This window comes from Plantibacter sp. ME-Dv--P-095, from assembly GCF_030209365.1.
Taxonomy (GTDB): domain Bacteria; phylum Actinomycetota; class Actinomycetes; order Actinomycetales; family Microbacteriaceae; genus Plantibacter.
Genome location: NZ_JARVSB010000007.1, coordinates 164,148 through 184,687, shown reverse-complemented (window position 1 = coordinate 184,687; position 20,540 = coordinate 164,148). Strand labels below are relative to the sequence as shown.

Below are 20,540 nucleotides of genomic sequence, written 5' to 3'. Positions count from 1 at the left end.
TCAGTCTCTACAGTGGTCAGGCTTAGATCTCGTCGATGGACGACGACTCGAACCTGGAGGAAATGTTGATCCCGAGCTCCTCGGCGGCGCGGAAGGCGTCGTCGTCGGTGTCGCGCAGGCTCACCGCGGTGCCGTCGGCCGAGAGGACCTCGACGTTCAAGCACAGCGACTGCATTTCCTTGATGAGCACCTTGAAGCTCTCGGGGATACCCGGCTCCTGGATGTTCTCGCCCTTGACGATGGCCTCGTACACCTTGACGCGGCCGAGGATGTCGTCGGACTTGATGGTCAGGAGCTCCTGGAGCGCGTACGCGGCTCCATAGGCCTCGAGGGCCCAGACCTCCATCTCACCGAAGCGCTGTCCACCGAACTGAGCCTTACCACCGAGCGGCTGCTGCGTGATCATCGAGTACGGACCCGTCGAACGCGCGTGGATCTTGTCGTCCACGAGGTGGTGCAGCTTGAGGATGTACATGTAGCCGACCGAGACCGGCGCCGGGAACGGCTCGCCGGAGCGGCCGTCGAACAGACGGGCCTTTCCGGAGGAACCGATCAGGCGGTCACCGTCGCGGGTGACGTTGGTCGAGTCGAGCAGACCGGCGATCTCCTCCTCGGAAGCGCCGTCGAACACCGGGGTCGCGACCTTGGTGTTCGGCTCCGCCGAGTGGGCGGCCGCGGGCAGCTTCTTCGCCCAGGACGGCTTGCCCTCGACGTTCCAGCCCTGCTTCGCGATCCAACCCAGGTGGATCTCGAGGACCTGGCCGAAGTTCATTCGACCGGGGATGCCGAGCGGGTTGAGGATGACGTCGACCGGCGTGCCGTCCTCGAGGAACGGCATGTCCTCGACGGGCAGGATCTTCGCGATGACACCCTTGTTGCCGTGACGGCCGGCGAGCTTGTCGCCCTCGGTGATCTTGCGCTTCTGGGCGATGTAGACGACCACACGCTGGTTGACGCCCGAGCCGAGCTCGTCGTCGCCGTCCTGTGCGTCGAACACCTTGACCGCGATGATCGTTCCGGCTTCACCGTGGGGCACCTTCAGCGAGGTGTCGCGGACTTCGCGGCTCTTCTCGTTGAAGATGGCGCGGAGCAGGCGCTCCTCGGCGGAGAGCTCGGTCTCACCCTTCGGCGTGACCTTGCCGACGAGGATGTCGCCGGGGCGGACCTCGGCACCGATGCGGATGATGCCGCGCTCGTCGAGGTCCTTGAGCAGCTCCGGGCTGACGTTCGGGAGATCACGGGTGATCTCCTCCTTGCCGAGCTTGGTGTCGCGCGCGTCGACCTCGTACTCCTCGATGTGGATCGAGGAGAGGATGTCGTCCTTCACCAGGTTCTGGCTGAGGATGATCGCGTCCTCGAAGTTGTGACCCTCCCACGTCATGAAGGCGACGAGGAGGTTCTTGCCGAGCGCGAGCTCGCCGTTCTCCGTGGCGGGGCCGTCGGCGATGACCTCGCCGGCCTCGATGCGTGCACCCTCGGAGACGATGACGCGGTTGTTGTAGCTCGTGCCCTGGTTGGAGCGGTCGAACTTGCGCAGGTAGTAGGTCTGCGTGCCACCCTCGTCGAGCTGGATCGTGACGGACTCTGCCGACACCTCCTGCACGACGCCGGCCTTGTCGGCCGTGACGACGTCACCGGCGTCGATGGCCGCATAGCCCTCCATACCGGTACCGACGAGCGGCGAGTCCGACATGAGGAGCGGGACGGCCTGACGCTGCATGTTCGCACCCATGAGTGCGCGGTTCGCGTCGTCGTGCTCGAGGAACGGGATGAGCGACGTCGCGACCGACACCATCTGGCGCGGGGAGACGTCCATGTAGCCGATCTCCTCGGACGGGATGAGGTCGACCTCGCCGCCCTTCTTCCGGGCGAGGACGCGGTCCTCCTGGAAGTGGCCGTCGCTCTTCAGGGGAGCGTTGGCCTGCGCGACGATGAAGTTGTCCTCTTCCATCGCGGTCAGGTAGTCGATGTCCTCGGTGACCCGGCCGTCGACGACGCGACGGTACGGGGTCTCGATGAACCCGAACGAGTTGATCCGCGCGAACGATGCGAGCGAACCGATCAGGCCGATGTTCGGGCCTTCCGGGGTCTCGATCGGGCACATGCGGCCGTAGTGCGACGGGTGGACGTCTCGCACCTCGACGCCTGCACGCTCACGCGACAGACCACCGGGGCCGAGCGCCGAGAGACGACGCTTGTGGGTCAGACCCGCGAGCGGGTTGTTCTGGTCCATGAACTGCGACAGCTGCGAGGTTCCGAAGAACTCCTTGATCGCGGCGACGACGGGGCGCACGTTGATCAGGGTCTGCGGCGTGATCGCCTCGATGTCCTGCGTGGTCATGCGCTCGCGGACGACGCGCTCCATGCGGGACAGGCCGGTGCGGACCTGGTTCTGGATGAGCTCGCCGACGGCGCGGATGCGACGGTTGCCGAAGTTGTCGATGTCGTCCGTGTCGAGACGGAGGTCGACCGGCTTGCCGTTGCGGACACCCGGGAGGGTGGCCGTTCCGCGGTGGAGGGCGACGAGGTACTTGATCGTGGCGACGATGTCGTCGTTCGTCAGGACGGAGTCGCTGAGCGGCTTGTCGAGTCCGAGCTTGTTGTTGATCTTGTACCGGCCGACCTTCGCGAGGTCGTAGCGCTTCGAGTTGAAGTAGAAGTTGTCGAGGAGCGCACGCGCGGCCTCGGCAGCGACCTGCTCGCCCGGACGGAGCTTGCGGTAGATGTCGCGGAGCGCGTCCTCCTTGGTGAGGATCGTGTCCTTCTCGAGGGTGAGCTCGATGGACTCGTAGCCCTTGAACTCCTCGAGGATCTCCTCGCTCGTCATGCCGAGTGCCTTGAGGAACACGGTGACGGACTGCTTGCGCTTGCGGTCGATGCGGACGCCGACCTGATCGCGCTTGTCGATCTCGAACTCGAGCCAGGCACCGCGGCTCGGGATGACGCGAGCGGAGAAGATGTCCTTGTCGGAGGTCTTCTCCTGAGCCGACTCGAAGTAGACGCCCGGGCTGCGGACGAGCTGCGAGACGACGACACGCTCGGTGCCGTTGATGATGAAGGTACCGCGCTCCGTCATGAGCGGGAAGTCGCCCATGAAGACCGTCTGCGTCTTGATCTCACCGGTGAGGTGGTTCATGAACTCGGCCTCGACGTAGAGCGGGGCCGCGTAGGTCTTGCCGCGCTCCTTGCACTCGTCGATGGAGTACTTCTCGGGCTCGAGGTACGGGTTGGCGAAGGAGAGCTGCATCGTCTCGCCGAGGTCCTCGATGGGAGAGATCTCCTCGAAGATCTCGTCGAGGCCGCTCTTCGTCGGCAGGTCCTGCCGGCCGGCCTGGGTGGCTTCAGCGACGCGTGCCTTCCACACGTCGTTGCCGACCAGCCAGTCGAAGCTTTCGGTCTGCAGAGCCAGGAGGTCTGGAACCGTCAGCGTGTCGGTGATCTTCGCGAACGAGAGGCGGGATGCTCCGCGGCCGTTCTTGGGTGAGTTGGTGGTTGCGTTGCGCGCAGCAGCCAAGGGGATAACCTCCGGAGGCCTGTTGGGGGCCGAGTTACTGGTCGTCAGTGGAGTTACTCACCAGAAAGGAACATGTGGCGGGTTGAACCCGCACACCAGCCGACCGCAATATGAAGGCATAGAGATTCTGGGAGCGCAAAGAACAACTATATGCCGGAATCTGCGGCGTGTCTACTGTTTCCTTGACGAGTTTTCGACTTTCCGGTATAACCGCCGGGCCGACCCCGCTGTCGCCCTCAGGTCCGACTGAACCGCACCCGCTGGCCGGGCCGCAGCTGCGCCAGGAGGTCGCGGTCCGCCGGCCGCACGACCGCGATGACGGGGTATCCGCCGGTGACGGGGTGGTCGGCCAGGAGGATCGTCGGCAACCCGCTCGGTGGCACCTGCACGGCGCCCGCGACCATGCCCTCGCTCGGCAGTTCGCGACCCGGGTCCCGCCGTCCGAGGGGCGTCCCGTCGAGGCGCATCCCGATGCGGTCGGCGTCGGCCGTCACGGTCCAGGGCTGCTCGACGAACCGCCGGAGGGAGTCGTCGTCGAACCAGTCCACCCGAGGTCCCGGCGTGACCCGCACGAGCCGCTCCCCGGCGTCCGGCCGCGTCCAGGGGGCGATGTCGAGCACCGGGATGCGACGACGCGGGGTCGGCAGGACGGTGAGTCGATCTCCGGTGGCGACCGGATCGGGGCCGAGGCCGGCCAGGGTGTCCGTCGACCGCGAGCCGAGGAGCTGCGGGCCGTCGAAGCCGCCCCGGACGGCGAGGAGGGAGCGCAGGCCGTGCGTCGCCGCGCCGAGCTCGAGCCTGGAGCCGGCCGGCACCAGGACGGCCCGGTGCCCGTCGACCGGGCGGCCGTCGACCGTGATCGGGCCCCAGGCGCCGGTCACCGCGACCCACAGGTCGACGTCCGGGACGGCGGCGAACGGGCCCAGCACGATCTCCAGCGCCGCACGGCCCTCCGGGTTGCCCACGAGGCGGTTGGCGAGGCGCAGCGCTCCGCGATCGAGCGCGCCGGACGCACCGACCCCGAGCGAGGCCGCACCGGGCCGCCCCAGATCCTGGAGTGTGGCGGACGGCCCGGCGGTCTCCACGAGCAGCGTCCCGCCCATCATGCGGTGACCTGCACGAAGCGCACCCGGTCCCCGGGGACGAGCCGGGCCGGTGGGTCCGCCGCGGTGTCCCACAGCACGGTGTCGGTGCGCCCGATGATGCGCCATCCACCGGGCGAGGACCGGGGGTAGACCCCGCTGAACGCCCCGGCCAGCGCCACCGCACCGGCGGGGACGGCCATGCGCGGCACGCTCAGCCGCGGGACCTCGAGCGGCCACGCGGCTCCGCCGACGAGGTAGGCGAAACCGGGTGCGAACCCGCTGAACGCCACGGTCCAGACGCAACCGGTGTGCCGCGCGACGAGCCCGTCGGCGTCCATCCCCAGGAGGGCCGCGGTCTCGAGGAGGTCGGCGCCGTCGTAGCGGACCGGGATGACGACCTCCGGCCGATCCGATGCCCCTGCGGCGGATCCGATCGGGTCGCCCTCGCCCGACCGCAGCACCCGTTCCGCCGTCATGAGCAACCAGGCGCCGACCGCGGCGAGCGCCGGCCCCCGCGCGTCCGTCACCGCGAGCACGGTCCGGGCGGCGGGTACGAGGTCGACGAGACCGTCCGGACGGGACGCGACGAGCGCCCGGTGGACGAGGAGGACGTCGTCGAGCGATCCGAGTTCGAGGAGGACCGCCTCCTCCCCCATCGCCCGGAGGACGGGGCCGTCTGAGGTGTCCGCGGTCACCACGGTGCGACCAGCTCGACGCCGGCCGCCACGAGGGCCGCCCTGACCGCCGCCGCCATCGACACGGCTCCCGGGGTGTCGCCGTGCACGCAGAGTGAGGCGGCTTCGAGTTCCCGTTCGACGCCGTCGACCGTGGTGATCCGACGGTCGAGGACGAGGGTGACGGCGCGGCGGGCGGCCTCCGTCTCGTCGGTCAGCAGGGCTCCCGGCTGATCACGTGGGACGAGCGAGCCGTCCGAGCGGTAGCCGCGGTCGACGAAGGCCTCCGCGACGAACCGGAGCCCGGCGGCTCGGACCTCCTCCTCGATGACGGAACCGGGCATGCCGAGGACCGGGAGCGACCGCCCGAGCTCCTCGGAGGCCGCGAGCACCGCCCGCACGACCGCCGCCGCCTGGACCCGGTCGTGCGCGATGCGGTTGTACAGGGCTCCGTGCGGCTTCACGAACGCGAGCCGGGGTCGGTCGCCGTCGACCTCGCGGACCTCGTCGACCGCCCGGACGAGGGCCCGGAACTGCTCCAGGACCTCGGCCTCGAGCACCTCGGGCGGGACATCCCGGTCGCGTCGGCCGAAGCCCGCCTCGTCCCGGTAGGAGGGATGGGCGCCGAGGGACACCGCGTTGGCCGTCGCGCAACGGACGGCGTCGCGCATGGACGTGTCGTCGCCGGCGTGGAAGCCGCAGGCGATGTTCGCGCTCGTGATCAGGGCGAACATCGCGTCGTCGTCGGCCGTCGCCGCACCGCGCCAGACCTCCCCGAGATCGCTGTTGAGGTCCACCTGGGCCACGGCCGCACCCTTCCCGCTCCGCCTCGTGCTGTCGCGGGAAGTCTAGGCTGGGGGCATGGACGAGGCACAGGTACGACTCGGCGTCAGCGGTTACCTGGCCAGGATCGAGGCCGACCGCTTCGTGCCCGGCACCTACCAGCTGGTGGTCGACGGCACCCCGCAGTCCCACGTCAACCTCGACCAGCCCGAGGAGCTCTTCTTCGAGTACGTCCAGCGCATCGGCCACATCATCGACGAGATCGTCGAGCCCGGTCAGCCGATCACGGCCGTCCACCTGGGTGCCGGCGCGCTCACGCTCCCTCGTTACGTGGAGGCGACGCGGCCGGGATCGCGCCAGCAGGTCGTCGAACTCGAGCGGGAACTCATCGACCTCGTGCGCGAGCACCTGCCCTGGTCCAAGCGGGCGCAGATCCGGGTCCGCTACGGCGACGCTCGAGAGATCGTCGCGAAGCTGCCCCCGGGCCTCCGCGGCACGGTCGACCTCGTGGTCGTGGACATCTTCAGCGGCGCGAACACGCCGGCACACGTCACGAGCACGGAGTTCTACGCCTCGGCGGTCGAGCTGCTCTCGCCGACCGGCGTGATCGTCGTGAACGTCGCCGACGGTCGTGGCCTCGCCTTCGCCCGTGGGCAGGCCGCCACCCTGTCGGCGTCGGTGGCGCACGTGGCCGCACTGGCGGAGACGCAGATCCTCAAGGGACGGCGGTTCGGCAACGTCGTCCTCGTCGGCTCGAACACCGCCCTCCCACTCGACTTCCTGCCGCGACTCCTCGCCGCCGGGCCCCACCCGGCCAAGGCGGTCGCGGGCGCTGAGCTGCGTGCCTTCATCGCGGGTGCGCAGGTCGTGACGGACGAGACCGCCGTCCCCTCCCCGAACCCCGCCCAGGGCATCTTCCAGACGAAGGGCTGACCATGGCCAGCACGCAGACGCCGACACGACGGGGCCTGCGTGCGCCCGCCGCGCTCACCACCCTGTTCGCCGCCGCGCTGGCACTCGTCGCCTGCACGGAGGCCGAGCCCCGCTCGCCGGGCACGGGGGCGCTCTCCCCTTCCCCCGTGCCGAGCGAGTCGGCGTCGGCGCCCGCGGATCCCGTCGGGCCCGTCGCACCGACCGGTGCCGCCACCACCGTCGTCGGCGGCCTGGAAGCGCCCTGGTCGATGGTGAGGCTCCCCTCCGGCAGCACGCTCGTGAGTCAGCGCGACGCCGGCGACATCCTCGAACTCGTCAGCGGCGGAGACGTCCGTCAGCTCGGTGTCGTCCCGGGCGTCGCCGCCGGCGGGGAGGGTGGGCTGCTGGGCCTCGCCGTGCTCACCCCGGAGCCGTCGACCGAGGACAGCACGTGGGTCTACGCCTACCTCACGACGGCCTCCGACAACCGCATCGTCCGGATGCCGCTCACGGGCGAGGCCGGCTCGTATGCCCTCGGCGCGGTCGACGAGGTGCTCGTGGGCATCCCGCGTGCCGGCAACCACAACGGCGGGCGCATCGCGTTCGGCCCGGACGGCATGCTCTACGCCACCGCCGGTGACGCCGGAGACCGGAGTCTCGCACAGGACGGCGACAGCCTCGGCGGCAAGATCCTCCGGCTCACCCCGGAGGGTGCGGTACCGGCTGGCAACCCCTTCCCCGGCTCACCCGTCTACTCCCTCGGCCACCGCAACCCGCAGGGCCTCGCCTGGGATCGTGACGGCGGACTCTGGGCGAGTGAGTTCGGACAGAACACCTGGGACGAGCTCAACCGCATCACACCGGGCGGTAACTACGGCTGGCCGATCGCCGAAGGGATCGCCGGAGCGGACGGCCTGATCGACCCGGTCGCGCAGTGGGCCACCGAGGACGCCAGCCCAAGCGGCCTGGCGATCGTCGACGACACGATCTTCATGGCGTCCCTCCGCGGCGAGCGCCTGTACGGGATCACCGACGGCGTGCACGTGCCGGCCGGGAGCACGACCCTCGTCGGCGTCGTGGACGCCGTCCCCTACCTCGTCGGCGAGTTCGGGAGGATCCGCGACGTCGTCGCCGGCCCGCGCGGGACGATCTGGATCCTCACCAACAACACGGACGGCCGCGGTTCACCGGGCGCCGATGACGACCGGATCGTCGAGCTCCCCCTCGAGCCGCTCGCACCGCGATGACCTGATCTCGCCACGCGGCGGGAAGGCCCGGTTCCTGCCCGGTGGTGTCGGTCGCCGGGGGTACCATCCAGGCATGGCAGAACTGAGTCGGGTCACGGCGTGGGCACAGGCCCTCATCGTGCTGCACCTCGACCCGGCGGTGTGGACGTTCGGATTCGACAACGCGAAGCGCCGAGCCGGTCTCTGCAACTTCACGACGAAGCGGATCACCGTCTCCCGGTACCTCGCCGCCCGCTACGACGACGACGAGATCCACCAGATCCTCCTGCACGAGGTCGCCCACGCGCTCGCCGGGGCGCGGGCCGGGCACGGGCCCAAGTGGCGCAAGGTCGCCGAGGAACTCGGCTACGAGGGCTCACGACTCCACGAGGGCCAGACCGCGGACGAGCTCGCGCCCTGGGTGGGCACCTGTCCGTCCGGACACGTCCTGTACCGGCACCGGCGCCCGAGCCGTGCCACCTCCTGTGGGAAGTGCTCACGCTCGTACGACGAACGGTTCCTCCTCAGCTGGGTGCACCGCGAGGTCACCCCGGCGATGCGCCGTCGTGCGGCCGCGTTCGACGGTTCGACCCCGAACGACCCGGCCGTCGGCTCGTGACCGGCGACCCGGTCCCCGCCGACCGCTGGATCGCACTCCTGCGCGGGGTGAACGTCGGCGGTGTCACGATCCGCTCGGTGGAGCTCGCCGAGGTGTTCCGCTCGCTCGGATGCACGGAGGTGCGCACCGTCCTCGCGAGCGGCAACGTGGTCTTCACCGATCCCGGGCTCGCGCCCGCCGCGGCGACGACCGACACGCGGGGCGCACTCAAGCTCCGCATCGAGCAGGCCCTGGCCGACGCCTTCGGCTACGAGGCCTGGATCGTCCTCAGCCATCAGCGTGCGCTCGCGGACGTCGTCGGCGCCTACCCGTGGCCGGAGACCGAGCAGGTCCAGCCGTACGTCATGTTCTCCTCGGAGCAGGCCTCCCTCGACGCCCTGCTGGCGTTCGCCGAGACGGCCGGAGACCAGCCGGACCGCGTCTCCCCCGGTGACGGCGTCCTCTACTGGGAGGTCCCGAAGGGCTCGAGCACCGACACCGCGTTCGCGAAGGAGTCGTCGAAGGCCCGGTTCAAGCCGCACGTCACCACGCGCAACCTGCGGACGCTGCGCAAGCTCCTCTGAGCCGCCGCCGCAAGCCCCAACGAGGTGCCTCCTGGTGGCGTACGCTGAATTGATCAGCTAGCTGCACAATTCTGGAGGCACGCGTCATGACCGGCACCGAACGACCCACCCCCGCGGACCGCATCCGGCAGAGCGCCGTGGCCGTCAGCGCGGTCCTCGCGATCATCGGCTCGTACCTCGGGTCGGGCGCCGCCGGTGGCACGCAGATCCAGAACGCCGCGAACGGAGCCCTGAGCGCCTCGTCGACCCCGATCGCCCCCGACGGGCCGGCGTTCTCCATCTGGGGTGTCATCTACCTCGGGCTCGTCGCCTACGCGGTCTGGCAGTTCCTGCCCTCGCAGACGACCCGCGAGCGCCACCGTCGTCTCGGCTCCTGGGTCGTCGCAAGCCTGCTGCTGAACGCGGCGTGGATCCTCGTCGTCCAGGCGGGGTTCCTGGTCCTCAGCGTGTTCGTGATCGTCGCGCTCCTCGGCGTCCTGGCGCGCATCTTCGTGATCGTGCTCCGCACCCGGCCGAGCGGCGTGGCCGACGCGATCATCACCGACGGCACGATGGGCCTCTACCTCGGTTGGGTGTGCGTCGCGACGGCGGCGAACCTCACCGCGGCGCTCGTCGGATCAGGGATCGGCAGCGCCGACGGGCCCGCCGCCGGCGTCTGGGCGATCGTCGTCCTCGCGGTCGCCGGCGCAGTCGGGGTCGTGCTCGCGGTCGTCGGTCGCGGACGCCTCGCCCCGATGCTGTCGCTCTGCTGGGGCCTCGCGTGGGTGGCCGTCGGCCGCTTCACCGGTGAACTCCTGTCGACCGAGGCGGGGGTCGCGGCGTCGATCGCCGCGGTCGTGGTCGCCGTCGTCACCGTGGCCGTCCGGGTCACCCGCGGACGCGACCGCGCAGCACTCGTCGACGCCTGACCAGCTGCAACTCGGTGGCCGCGGCCGGCTACTCGCCGGTGCGGCCGTCGAGCAGTTCGCGGAGGACGTCGAGGTGGCCGAGGTGCCTGGCGGTCTCCTCGATCATGTGGAGCTCGATCCACCGCAGGGTGAACCGTTGGTCGTTGCCGCGACAGCGGTCGTCGAGTCCGTACCGGGACGCCACCTCGCGGGACTCCGCGCACGCCGCCTCGTAGTCCGCGATGATCCCAGCCAGGCGGTCCTCGGCCGTGACCCGCCACTCGCCGTCGGGGTCGTCGTCGGTCCACCGCGCAGGCACGTCCGATTGCCCGTCCATGTCCTCGCGGAACCAGCTGCGCTCGACGTCGGCGAGGTGCCGGATGACGCCCGACACCGTCGTGATGCTCGGGAGCAACCGCTTCGCGGCTTGCTCGTCGCTCAGACCGCTCGCCTTCCACACGATGCTGGCGCGCTGGAAATCGAGGAACCCCTCGATCGTCTCGCGCTCCGCACCGCGCTCAGGCGGCTGCGGGCGGTCGCCCCAGTCGGCCATCAGTCGACGACCGAGACCTCGTTCCCGAAGGCCACGTAGCCGGAGAAGTCCTTGCCGACGCGGTCGAACGCCGTCGGGTACGGGGTCGGGTACGACCAGGCGACATCGGGCTTGACCTCGCCGCCGTCGGTGACGCCCCAGTACTGGGCGTCGCCCTTCCACGGGCAGTGGTACTGAGTGTCGGTCTCGACGAAGCGCTCACGGTCGAGGCTCGACGGCGGGAAGTACCAGTTGCCCTCGATCTTGATGAGCTCCGATTCGGGGGCTTCGGCGAGGACGGTGGTTCCGAGGAGTGCGCGCATGGCCAGAGACTACGCCCGGAACACGGCTCCGTCCAGGACCGGGACGACGCTTGACACGTCGACCTCGCGCGCGGCCTGCACGTGTTGCGGGTGGCCGGACTGCGCGAGCTGCTGGGCGGTCGCCGAGGCCGACAGGAGGTGGCCGACGCCGTTGCGCAGGCCCTCGAAGGCGGCAGCGGCGGCAGCGGCTTCCGGCGAGGTGAAGTCGATGCCGCGGAGCCCGAGCGCCTCGATCACGGCGCCGGCACCGAAGAGGTCCTCGACGGCGAACCGCGTCTCGGCCGTGTCGTCGAGTTCGCCGACTGCGATGACGACGATGCTCGTACGTCGGCCGAGTTCGGCCTGCTTCGCGATGATCCAGTCCGCGACCGCCGAGCGGTTGCGGAGGCACGCCGCGACGACCGTCGCACCGGTGTCGGCGAGGAGCGTGGCGATCTGCGCCGTCTCGCCGTGCTCGTCCAGCTCGGAGGCCGCGACCGTCTCGCCGGCACTCACCCGCTGCTCGAGGGAGGTCGTGGCATGGAGCACGTCGACGATCACCGCGACGTCCGCCGTCTCGACCCGGCCGGCCCCGGCGACACCCCAGTCGAACCGGACCTGGTACTTGGTCTGGGCGAAGGGCGGGTGGACGGGCGGCGGTGTGGCGGCTGCGGTACTCACCCGTTCATCGTATCCAGCCGCCCCGATCCACCCCACGAGTGTTGCGTCCGAAGACCCCTGCGGGCAGGCCGCCAGCGCGGTGCGCTGACGCGAGCGCGGGCCACCGGACGTGAGCGCGGGTCTCCAGAGGGGCGCGCTCACGCGTGCGACCCGCGGTGACGTCAGCGCACCGCGCTGGCGCCAGGGCAGAAAGGGTCAGCGGGAGGCGATGGGGAAGCGACGGTCGTCGGGGTGGGGCGGGCGCATCTCGGTGCGGATGAGTTCGAAGTCGTGGCGGCTGAGCTCGATGAGCCCACGCCGGAGCTGGATACCCCAGTCACGGGTGAAGCTCGTGAAGTCGAGGAGCGCGAGCATCGGCCGGATGGGCGTTTCGACGGCGTCCGGGTACCAGTCGACGCTCCGACGCCACGGACGCCAGTCCGCACCGTCGGGTCGCGGCACCGCTGCCTGATACACGGTGTCGTCGGCGATCCGCCCGATCGCCGTGAACGCCTTCAACGGCTGACCGTCCGGCGTGCTGACGCGCGGCGAGTAGTACACGATCCCGTCGGACTCGCGCATCTGCTCGAGAGCACCGCGCTGCCCGTGGTTGATCTGCAGGAAGCCGTGCCGGACCCCGAGGACGACGTGATCCCGCTGGATCACGCCCAGCCAGTACCGGATCGCCATAGGCACAGTCTTCCCTACCCGCGCCTCCCCTGCCGCCGCCGGGCCGCGCGTGCGACACTGAGGGCATGCGCGTGATGCTGAAACTCGTCCTGGACTGTGATGTCGACGTCGCCTGGCGGGCGCTCCGCTCCCCGGCCGTCCTCCGGGAGCTGTACAGCCCGATGATGGGGCTCGAGGCGCTGGACGCCGCCGGCTTCCCGACCGTCTGGGAACCGGGAGCGCACCGCGTCCGGGTCAAGGCCGCCGGCGCCGTCCCGCTCGGCGACCAGATCATCGACCTGGAGTTCCTCGAACGCCGCGACGGCACCCGCATCCTCCACGACCAGGGCGACCCGATCACCGGGCCCCTGAGCAAGCTCGCCGGCTGGGACCACCAGATGGCCGTCTCGCGCGACAAGCACGACCCGACGAAGACGCTGTACCGCGACCGCCTCGTCATCACCGGCGCCATCGCCCCGCTCTACTGGTACCCGCTCTGGGCCACCTGGCAGTGGCGCGGTGCCCGCATCAAGGCGCTCGCCCCCACCTGGGCGTACGACCCGCCGCTCCCCGGCGACGTGGAGGACGACGAGGTCGGCGCCACGGTCGAGGGGGCCGTCTAGCCCCACGGCACGGCCCGGCGATCGGGCCGTCAGCGCGCCGACCACCCGACCGTCCACGCCACCGGGGCTACGCCGTCGCGGCCTCGCCCCACTGCTTCGATGCACCGGCGGGCGCCACCGTCGCCGGGATCCCGACGGCGTCGCTGCGCAAGACCGCCGGGAGGAAGCGGTCCGGCATGTTCTGGAAGGCGACCGGCCGCAGGAAACGGGTGATCGCCGCCGTCCCGACCGAGGTGCTGGAGTCGTTCGTCGTGGCCGGCCACGGTCCGCCGTGCTGCATGGCCGGCGTGACGGCCACACCGGTCGGCCATCCACCGAAGAGCACCCGACCGGCGTGGGCCGACAGCTGTCCGACGAGCTCCACGAGGTCGTCACTTGTCTCCTCTGCACCGGCGTGCAGGGTCGCGGTGAGGTTGCCCTCGCAGAACTCCGCCACGAGCGGCGCGAGCGGGGCGCCTGCCGGGATCTCGACGAGGATCGACAGCGGCCCGAACGCCTCGTCGAGCAGCCGGTCCCGGCCGTCCCGCAAGGCGTCGACGGACACGGCCACGATCGTCGGGGTGGCCCAGCCGTCACCGTCGGCATCGATCCGCAGCGAGCCCTCCGCGATGACGCGGACACCGGGGGTGCCGAGGATCGTGTCGCGGCGCTCGGCGTATCCGGCGGTGATCCGGTCGTTCAGGAGACGGTGCTCCGGCACGGCCTCGGCCGTGGTCCGGATCGTGTCGTCGAGGCCCGCGGCCTCCGGCAGGTAGACGAACCCGGGCTTCGTGCAGAGCTGTCCAGCCGAGCCCGCGACGCTCCCGACGAACCCCGTCGCGATCGCCTCACCCGACTCCTCCACAGCCTGCCCGGTGACGAAGACCGGGTTCACGCTGCCGAGCTCGCCGAAGAACGGGATCGGGTCCGGCCGTGCGGCGGCGATGTCGGCGAGGATGCGCCCGGCGCGGAGGGACCCGGTGAAGGAGCCCGCGCGCACCCGCTCGTCGCGCAAGGCGGTCACGCCGGCGTCCTGGCCGACGATGGTCTGGAAGACGCCGTCCGGTGCGCCGCTCGCCCGCAGGGCGTCCTCGACGACGGCGGCGGTCGCGAGCGAGAGCCCGGGGTGCCCGTCGTGGACCTTGAGGATGACCGGGCAACCGGCCGCGAGGATCGCCGCGGTGTCGCCGCCCGCCACCGAGAAGGCGAACGGGAAGTTGCTCGCGGCGAAGTTCAGCACCGGACCGAGCGGGACGAGCACGCGCCGCAGCTCGGGACGCGCGCCGAGGGCGAAGTCGGGGTCGGCCTCGTCGATCCGGACGTCGAGGTACGAACCGTCGACGACGGTGTCGGCGAAGAGGCGCAGCTGCACGGCCGTGCGCAGGAGTTCTCCGCGCAGGCGCGCCTCGGCGAGACCCGTCTCCCGCATCCCGACGGGGACGAGGTCGTCGGCGTGCGCGAGCAAGGCGTCCGCGACCGCGACGAGCGCCCGGGCTCGGGTGGCCGGCGGCGTCGCGGCCCAGGCCGGTGCGGCGGTCGCAGCGCCGGCCAGCACGGTCTCGAGCTGCTCGGGGGTCGTCTCGGTGGCGGGGGTGGGGGTGGTCGACATGTGATCCTCCGGGATCGTGGAGCGGGTCAGAACTGGAAGCCTGTCGGGAACGGATCGGCGGGGTCGAGCAGGTACGAGCCGATGCCCGTGACCCAGGCCCGACCCGAGATGGTGGGGATCACCGCCGGCCGGCCCGCGACCGTCGTCTCGGCGATGAGGCGGCCGGTGAAGCGGCTGCCGATGAAGGACTCGTTGACGAAGTCCTGGTGGAGCGGCAGCTCGCCGCGAGCCCAGAGTTCGGCCATGCGCGCCGAGGTGCCGGTGCCGCACGGGGAGCGGTCGAACCACCCCGGGAAGATCGCCATCGCGTGGCGGGAGAGCACGGCGTCGGAGCCCGGTGCGATGAACTCGACGTGGTGGCAGTGGTCGAGCCCCTCGATCTCCGGGTGCACGGGCGGCGCCTGCTCGTTGATCGCGGCCATGATCCGCAGGCCGGCGTCGAGGATATCCTGCTGCCGGTCGCGGTCGAATGGCAGACCGACGGCGTCGAGGTCGACCATGGCGTAGAAGTTGCCGCCGAAGGCGAGGCTGTACGGCACGGTGCCGAGCCCGGGCACCTCGATGACGGCGTCCAGGCGCTCGACGTAACTCGGCACGTTCTCGAGGGTGACCCGGTCGGCGTGACCGTCGCTCACGTCGACCCGGGCGATCACGAGCCCGGCGGGGGTGTCGAGCCGGATCGTCGTCACCGGCTCGACCACCTCCACCATGCCGGTCTCGACGAGGACCGTGGCGACCCCGATCGTGCCGTGCCCGCACATCGGCAGGCACCCGGACACCTCGATGTACACGACTCCCCAGTCGCAGTCGGCGCGCGTCGAGGGCTGCAGGATCGCGCCGCTCATCGCCGCATGACCGCGCGGCTCGTTCATGAGGAACAGCCGGAGGTCGTCCAGGTGCTCCATGAAGTGCAGCCGCTTGTCGTTCATCGTCGCACCGGGGATCACGCCGACCCCGCCGGTGACGACGCGGGTCGGCATGCCCTCGGTGTGCGAGTCGACCGCACTGATCATGCGGGAGGACTTCATCGGGTGCTCCTCGGTGCTCGGGTGTCCGGGTGTTCGGCGCTCGGTTAGCGGGCGGCGAGGTAGTCGAGCGCGCGGCGCGTCTGCGTCGTCACCTGCTCCGTCTGCAGCGCGCTGAGCGGTCCGCGCGGCGGCCGCGTCGGTCCACCGTAGCTCTCGCCGGCGATGTCGATCGACAGCTTGATGGCCTGCACGAACTCGGTCTTCGAGTCCCACCCGAAGACGGGCACGAGCTCGCGGTACAGGGTGCGGGCCTCGTCCACCCGGCCGGAGGTGACGAGCGTGTACAGCTCGACCGCTTCGCGCGGGAACGCGTTGGGGTACCCGGCGAACCAGCCGACGGCACCGGCGACGAGGGACTCGAAGAGGAGGTCGTCGGCTCCGGCGATGACGTCGAGGTCGGTCTTGTCCTGGATCTCCAGCACCCGACGGATGTCCGCCGAGAACTCCTTCACCGCGACGACGTGCTCGAGCTTCGCGAGCTCGACGAGGAGGTCGGGCGTGAGGTCGACCTTGGTGTCGATGGGGTTGTTGTAGGCCATGATCGGCAGGCCGACCTCGTTCACGCGGCTGTAGTGCTCGATGACCTCGTCGTCGTTGGCCCGGTAGATGGTGGGCGGCAGGAGCAGGACACCGTCGGCGCCGTCCTCCTTGGCGTACTCGGCCCACTGCTGCGCCTGGTGCCAGCCCACGCCGTGCACGCCGGCGACGACGAGTCCGCGGTCACCGACGGTGTCGACGGCGACCTGGATCACCTTGCGACGCTCCGCGTCCGTGAGCGAGGAGTACTCGCCGAGGGAACCGTTCGGGCCGACGCCGCGGCAGCCGTTCTCGATGAGCCAGTTGCAGTGCTCGGCGAAGCGGTCGTAGTCGACGGCCAGGCCGGCGGGAGCTGACGCGTCCTCCTTGAACGCGAGGGTGGTCGCGACGATGACGCCGCCGAGGTCGAACTGCTGGGCCATGGGTGGTTCCTTTCCGAGGGTGTGACGCGGCGACCGGTCGGTCAGCCGAGGGGTTCGGTCGACGGGGTCGACGTCGGTTCATGCGGGACGGGTTCCGGCCCTTGCGGGGCGAGTTCGCCGATGCGGATCGGGGAGGCGATGGGCCGGCGGTCGCTCGAGACGCCGTCGATGAGCCCGTCGCCGCCGGACTCCCGGGCGACGCGGTGCAGCAGCTCCTCGACCGTGCGGCCGCACATCCGGCCCTGGCAGATCCCGAGGCCCGCGCGGGTGCTGAGTTTCAACGAGCGCAGGCCGGTCGCGCAGGTGGCGGTCGCCGTGCCGCGGAGGGCGCCGTGGTCGACCTCCTCGCAGCGGCAGATGGTGGTGTCGTCCTCGAGCCAGTCACTCCACCCCTCGCGGATGCCGTGCGCCCGTTCGAGGCGTTCGGTGAAGGCCAGGAAGGTGTCGCGACGGCCCACGGCGGAGCGGATGCCGGAGGCTCCCGGCAGACCGCCGGCAGCCGCGTGTCCCGCGATCGCCCCTTCCGCGAGCGCTGCGTCGACCCCGCCGATGCCGGTGATCTCCCCGGCGGCGAAGACGGTCGGGACACTCGTCCGCTGCTCGGCGTCGACCTCGACGAACCGGGTCGGGGTGAGCGCGCATCCGGCGGCGATCGCGAGTTCGAGTCGTGGGGTGAAGCCGTGGCTCACGCAGACGGCGTCGGCCTCCACGGTGCGCTCGGTGCCGGGGATCGGCGACCAGTCGGCGTCGACGGCCGCGATGGTGACCCGTTCGACCCGCTCGGTGCCGTGCGCGGCGACGATGGCGTGACCGACGCGGTACGGGATCCGGTGCCTGAGGTGACCACCGACGTAGCCGATGAGCTCGCCGACCTTCCCGGTGACGCCGAGCAGCTGCCACGGCTTCGGGAGCCAGCCGGCCGCGAGCCCGCCGACGGTCGTGGCCTCGTAGACGCCGAGGACGCGCGATCCGGTCGCGGTGAGGGACGCGGCGACCGGCAGGAGGAACGGTCCGGCTCCGGCGACGACGACCCGCTGACCGACGGCCACGCGCTCGCCCTTCGCGAGGGCCTGGGCGGCACCGGCCGAGAACACGCCGGGGAGGTCCCAGCCCGGGAACGGGAGCGTGCGGTCGTGCGCGCCGGTCGCGAGGACGAGCGCGTCCGGCCGGAGGGTGAGCGGCGTGCGGTCCGCGCCGTCCGGCGGGCCGACGAGGACGTGGAGGCGCAGCCCGGTCGCTGCGGCGTCGGCGGGGACGTCTCGGTCGACGTCGATCGCCCACACCTGGGCCTCGGTCACGACCGTGCAGCCGGTGTCGGCGTCGAGCGCGGCGCGCATGGCGAGGAAGCGCTCGAAGCCGTGGTGCAGGGACGCCTCGGCGGCGGACGGACGACTCGCCGGCAGGTGCCGCCAGTACTGACCGCCGAGTTCGTCGGAGGCGTCGAGCAGTGTCACCGACGCGCCGAGCGCCCGGGCGGCGAGGGCGGCCTGCAGCCCGGCCGGGCCGGCGCCGACCACGACGACGTCGCGCTGCCGGGCGCTCATGATCGACCCTCGAGCGGCTCGGGCTCGGGTGCAGGTTCGGACACCGGCCGTGGCAGGGCGTCGTGCTGGGTCTCGATGCGGTCGCCGTCGCTCGCCCGACGCTGGCACGCGCGCACGTCCCGCTGGCCGTTCACCGTGACGATGCAGTCGAAGCACACGCCGATGCCGCAGAAGACGCCACGGGGTTTCCCGGAACCGCTCGTACGACGCCAGGCGAGGACGCCGGAACCGAGCAGGACGCCGGCGATCGTCTGGCCGCGGAGCCCGTCGACGGGAGTGCCGTCGAGCTCGATGCGCACCGCGTCCTCCGTACCCGGCACGATGCGGTCGCTCGTGGCCGGCAGTCGTCTCGAGACCATCAGGCGACCTCCGCCGCTCGGTCGACGCCGAGGTGGGCGGCGAGCCCCTGGCGGTCGAGTTGGAAGGGGGTGTCGTCGAGGGCCGCGGCTCCGCCGAGCAGCCGCGCGGCGATGAGTTCCGCCGTCGCGAGGGCGAGTCCGATGCCGGCGCCCTCGTGGCCGGTGGCGTGCCAGAGGCCGGCGACGCGGTGGTCCGGGCCGATGACCGGGAGGTGGTCGGGCATGTACGGACGGAACCCGCCGTAGCTGCGCATCACCGAGGCGTCGCGGAGGAACGGGAAGAGGCGCAACGACTTGCCGGCGACCTCGCGGAGCACGTCGACGTCGAGTCGGGCGTCGAAGCCGATCTGCTGCCGACTCGAGCCGATCAGGACGGTCCCCGCGGCCGTCGACTCGACGACACTCGAGGTCTGGAGTGACGCGTCGCTCGACTGGGAGGCGCCGAAGTAGTCGCCGTCGTAGACCTTGTGGTGGACGCGGTGTGGCATACGCGTCGTGACGAGGACCATGCCGCGGCGGGGGCGGACCGGGACGGGCGCGCCGAGGACCGCGCCGAGCTCCGCCGACCAGGGGCCGGCACAGACGAGGACCACGTCGGCCGACACGTCGCCGGCGGAGGTCCGGACGCCCGTGAGCCGACCGGTCACGCTGCGCAGGCCGCCCGTCACCGTGACCCCGGTCCGGACGATCGCGCCCGCCAGCCGCGCCGACGCCAGCAGGGCCTCGGTCGCGATGACCGGCTGGACCTGGGCGTCCTCCGGGTAGTGGACGGCCGCGGTCGACGCCCGGGTGATCGACGGTTCGGCAGCGAGGAGGTCCGCCTCGGTGAGCGGCCTGGCGTCGACCCCGGCGGTGCGCTGCGCGGCGGCGAAGTCGAGGAGTGGTTGTGCTCCGGCCTCGGTGGTGGCGACGACGATCCCGCCCTTGCGCTCGAACTCGACGCTCGGGAAGGTCGGTCCCAGTTCGTCCGTGAGCTCGGCGGTGACGACGGGCCAGAGTCGCGACGCGTACCGGGCGAGGTCGAGTTCGGGGCCCGGTCCCTTGTCGGAGACGAGGAGGTTCCCCTCGCCGGCACCGCTCGTCCCGCCGGCCGCGGCCGACCGGTCCAGCACGATCACCTCGGCGCCGCGCCGGGCGAGGATCCGCGCGCAGGCCGCACCGACGATGCCGGCGCCGACGACGACGATGCGGGTCATGGGCGGTCCTTTCGGTCGATACGGGGAAGGCCTGCTCAGTAATGTGTCACACATTCATCGGCTGGGCAAGCGTGCTCTGCGGCGGATCCGGTCCGGACCACGCGGGGTCGTCGCGTTACTCGGCGTCGGACTCCGGCTTGCCGGCCCACCAGCCCGTGGTGTGGCCGATGTGGCGGTGCATGAGGTCGCGGGCTGCCGCACCGTCGCCGCTTTCGAGGGCGTCGAGGAGCTCGTGGTGTTCGGCCGCCGAGCGGTCGAGCTGCTGGGAGTCGAGCATGGCCGCCAGCCCCACCAGTCGGGTGCGCCCGCGGAGGTCCTCGACGAGTTCGACCAGCAGCGGGTTGCCGAGCATGGCCGTGAGCGCGAGGTGGAAGGCCTGGTCGGCCTCGAGGTAGCGGGTCAGGTCGCCATCGCGTGCACCGGCCACGATGTCGTCGGCCTGACGACGCAGCTCGGGCAGGGACGACGGCTCGAACGTCCCGGCGAGCCGCTCCATCGCCGGCGGCTCCAGCAGCTGCCGGATCTCGGCGGTGTTGCGGAGGGCCGCCTCGCTGACGACCGTGACCCGGAAGCCCTTGTTCCGCACGGCCTCGACGAAGTCGCGCTTCTCGAGGTCGAGCATGGCCTCGCGGACGGGCGTCGCCGAGACGTTGAACTGCACCGCGAGGGTCGGCACCGAGAGCATCGTCCCCGGTGCGAGCTCCCCCGAGATGATCGCCGCCGACACCGCGCGCTCCACCTGTGCTCGCAGGCTCAACCGCTGCTCGGCCGGCCGGATCGCCGTCATGCTCATCGCGACTCCCATCCTTCGTCTCCC

Annotated in this window: 21 protein-coding genes; 6 read left to right on the top strand and 15 right to left on the bottom strand. The window is 71.2% G+C overall.

What is annotated here, in order from left to right:
* Window positions 1–22: 22 nt before the first annotated feature.
* The 4 genes from rpoB to QRN26_RS10810 form a co-directional block, all read right to left on the bottom strand.
* Window positions 23–3,514, bottom strand: coding sequence for a DNA-directed RNA polymerase subunit beta (gene rpoB / locus QRN26_RS10825; protein WP_056008244.1), 3,492 nt, complete (start codon window positions 3,512–3,514; stop codon window positions 23–25).
* A 236-nt stretch (window positions 3,515–3,750) separates the two neighbouring features.
* A complete protein-coding gene (locus tag QRN26_RS10820; protein ID WP_350223919.1) occupies window positions 3,751–4,620 on the bottom strand; it encodes a 5-oxoprolinase subunit C family protein in 870 nt (289 codons plus the stop codon).
* Window positions 4,617–5,297, bottom strand: coding sequence for a 5-oxoprolinase subunit B family protein (locus QRN26_RS10815; protein ID WP_285036708.1), 681 nt, complete (start codon window positions 5,295–5,297; stop codon window positions 4,617–4,619). Before QRN26_RS10815 ends, QRN26_RS10820 begins: the two co-directional genes overlap by 4 nt.
* A complete protein-coding gene (locus tag QRN26_RS10810) occupies window positions 5,291–6,079 on the bottom strand; it encodes a 5-oxoprolinase subunit PxpA (RefSeq protein ID WP_285036706.1) in 789 nt (262 codons plus the stop codon). The genes QRN26_RS10815 and QRN26_RS10810 overlap by 7 nt, the downstream gene beginning before the upstream one ends.
* A gap of 55 nt (window positions 6,080–6,134) precedes the next feature.
* Between QRN26_RS10810 and QRN26_RS10805 the strand changes: the two genes are divergently transcribed.
* From QRN26_RS10805 to QRN26_RS10785, 5 genes are all read left to right on the top strand, one after another.
* Window positions 6,135–6,989 carry a spermidine synthase gene (locus QRN26_RS10805; RefSeq protein WP_285036704.1) on the top strand — a complete coding sequence of 285 codons (855 nt, stop codon included), beginning with the start codon at window positions 6,135–6,137 and terminating at the stop codon, window positions 6,987–6,989.
* Window positions 6,990–6,991: 2 nt separating this feature from the next.
* On the top strand, window positions 6,992–8,215 hold the full coding sequence (locus tag QRN26_RS10800) for a PQQ-dependent sugar dehydrogenase (RefSeq protein WP_285036701.1): 1,224 nt from the start codon (window positions 6,992–6,994) through the stop codon (window positions 8,213–8,215).
* A gap of 73 nt (window positions 8,216–8,288) precedes the next feature.
* Entirely contained in the window at window positions 8,289–8,813 is a 525-nt protein-coding gene (locus QRN26_RS10795; protein WP_056008258.1) for a SprT-like domain-containing protein, read from the top strand.
* Complete coding sequence (locus QRN26_RS10790; protein ID WP_285036696.1) at window positions 8,810–9,376, top strand: DUF1697 domain-containing protein; 567 nt, start codon at window positions 8,810–8,812, stop codon at window positions 9,374–9,376. The genes QRN26_RS10795 and QRN26_RS10790 overlap by 4 nt, the downstream gene beginning before the upstream one ends.
* A gap of 86 nt (window positions 9,377–9,462) precedes the next feature.
* Window positions 9,463–10,284 carry a TspO/MBR family protein gene (locus tag QRN26_RS10785; protein ID WP_285036693.1) on the top strand — a complete coding sequence of 274 codons (822 nt, stop codon included), beginning with the start codon at window positions 9,463–9,465 and terminating at the stop codon, window positions 10,282–10,284.
* A 28-nt stretch (window positions 10,285–10,312) separates the two neighbouring features.
* Here QRN26_RS10785 and QRN26_RS10780 read toward each other — a convergent pair whose 3' ends face one another.
* The 4 genes from QRN26_RS10780 to QRN26_RS10765 form a co-directional block, all read right to left on the bottom strand.
* On the bottom strand, window positions 10,313–10,816 hold the full coding sequence (locus QRN26_RS10780; RefSeq protein WP_285036691.1) for a DinB family protein: 504 nt from the start codon (window positions 10,814–10,816) through the stop codon (window positions 10,313–10,315).
* Window positions 10,816–11,118, bottom strand: coding sequence for a DUF427 domain-containing protein (locus QRN26_RS10775; protein ID WP_285036688.1), 303 nt, complete (start codon window positions 11,116–11,118; stop codon window positions 10,816–10,818). The genes QRN26_RS10780 and QRN26_RS10775 overlap by 1 nt, the downstream gene beginning before the upstream one ends.
* 9 nt (window positions 11,119–11,127) lie before the next feature.
* Window positions 11,128–11,778 carry a 2-phosphosulfolactate phosphatase gene (locus tag QRN26_RS10770; protein ID WP_285036686.1) on the bottom strand — a complete coding sequence of 217 codons (651 nt, stop codon included), beginning with the start codon at window positions 11,776–11,778 and terminating at the stop codon, window positions 11,128–11,130.
* Between the two features lie 195 nt (window positions 11,779–11,973).
* Window positions 11,974–12,447, bottom strand: a complete 474-nt coding sequence (locus tag QRN26_RS10765) for an EVE domain-containing protein (protein WP_285036684.1) — start codon at window positions 12,445–12,447, stop codon at window positions 11,974–11,976.
* Between the two features lie 65 nt (window positions 12,448–12,512).
* Between QRN26_RS10765 and QRN26_RS10760 the strand changes: the two genes are divergently transcribed.
* Complete coding sequence (locus tag QRN26_RS10760; RefSeq protein WP_056008274.1) at window positions 12,513–13,049, top strand: hypothetical protein; 537 nt, start codon at window positions 12,513–12,515, stop codon at window positions 13,047–13,049.
* Window positions 13,050–13,116: 67 nt separating this feature from the next.
* Here QRN26_RS10760 and QRN26_RS10755 read toward each other — a convergent pair whose 3' ends face one another.
* The 7 genes from QRN26_RS10755 to QRN26_RS10725 all read right to left on the bottom strand — a co-directional run bounded on the left by QRN26_RS10755 (window position 13,117) and on the right by QRN26_RS10725 (window position 20,516).
* Entirely contained in the window at window positions 13,117–14,637 is a 1,521-nt protein-coding gene (locus tag QRN26_RS10755; protein WP_285036681.1) for an aldehyde dehydrogenase (NADP(+)), read from the bottom strand.
* Window positions 14,638–14,663: 26 nt separating this feature from the next.
* Window positions 14,664–15,665, bottom strand: a complete 1,002-nt coding sequence (locus QRN26_RS10750) for a proline racemase family protein (protein WP_285036678.1) — start codon at window positions 15,663–15,665, stop codon at window positions 14,664–14,666.
* 44 nt (window positions 15,666–15,709) lie between these two features.
* Window positions 15,710–16,624, bottom strand: a complete 915-nt coding sequence (locus tag QRN26_RS10745; RefSeq protein WP_056008281.1) for a dihydrodipicolinate synthase family protein — start codon at window positions 16,622–16,624, stop codon at window positions 15,710–15,712.
* Window positions 16,625–16,665: 41 nt separating this feature from the next.
* Window positions 16,666–18,168 carry an FAD/NAD(P)-dependent oxidoreductase gene (locus QRN26_RS10740; protein WP_285036676.1) on the bottom strand — a complete coding sequence of 501 codons (1,503 nt, stop codon included), beginning with the start codon at window positions 18,166–18,168 and terminating at the stop codon, window positions 16,666–16,668.
* Window positions 18,165–18,527, bottom strand: a complete 363-nt coding sequence (locus QRN26_RS10735) for a (2Fe-2S)-binding protein (protein WP_056008287.1) — start codon at window positions 18,525–18,527, stop codon at window positions 18,165–18,167. The genes QRN26_RS10740 and QRN26_RS10735 overlap by 4 nt, the downstream gene beginning before the upstream one ends.
* On the bottom strand, window positions 18,527–19,723 hold the full coding sequence (locus tag QRN26_RS10730; protein ID WP_285036674.1) for an NAD(P)/FAD-dependent oxidoreductase: 1,197 nt from the start codon (window positions 19,721–19,723) through the stop codon (window positions 18,527–18,529). Before QRN26_RS10730 ends, QRN26_RS10735 begins: the two co-directional genes overlap by 1 nt.
* 115 nt (window positions 19,724–19,838) lie before the next feature.
* Window positions 19,839–20,516, bottom strand: coding sequence for a GntR family transcriptional regulator (locus QRN26_RS10725; protein WP_285036672.1), 678 nt, complete (start codon window positions 20,514–20,516; stop codon window positions 19,839–19,841).
* Window positions 20,517–20,540: the final 24 nt, after the last annotated feature.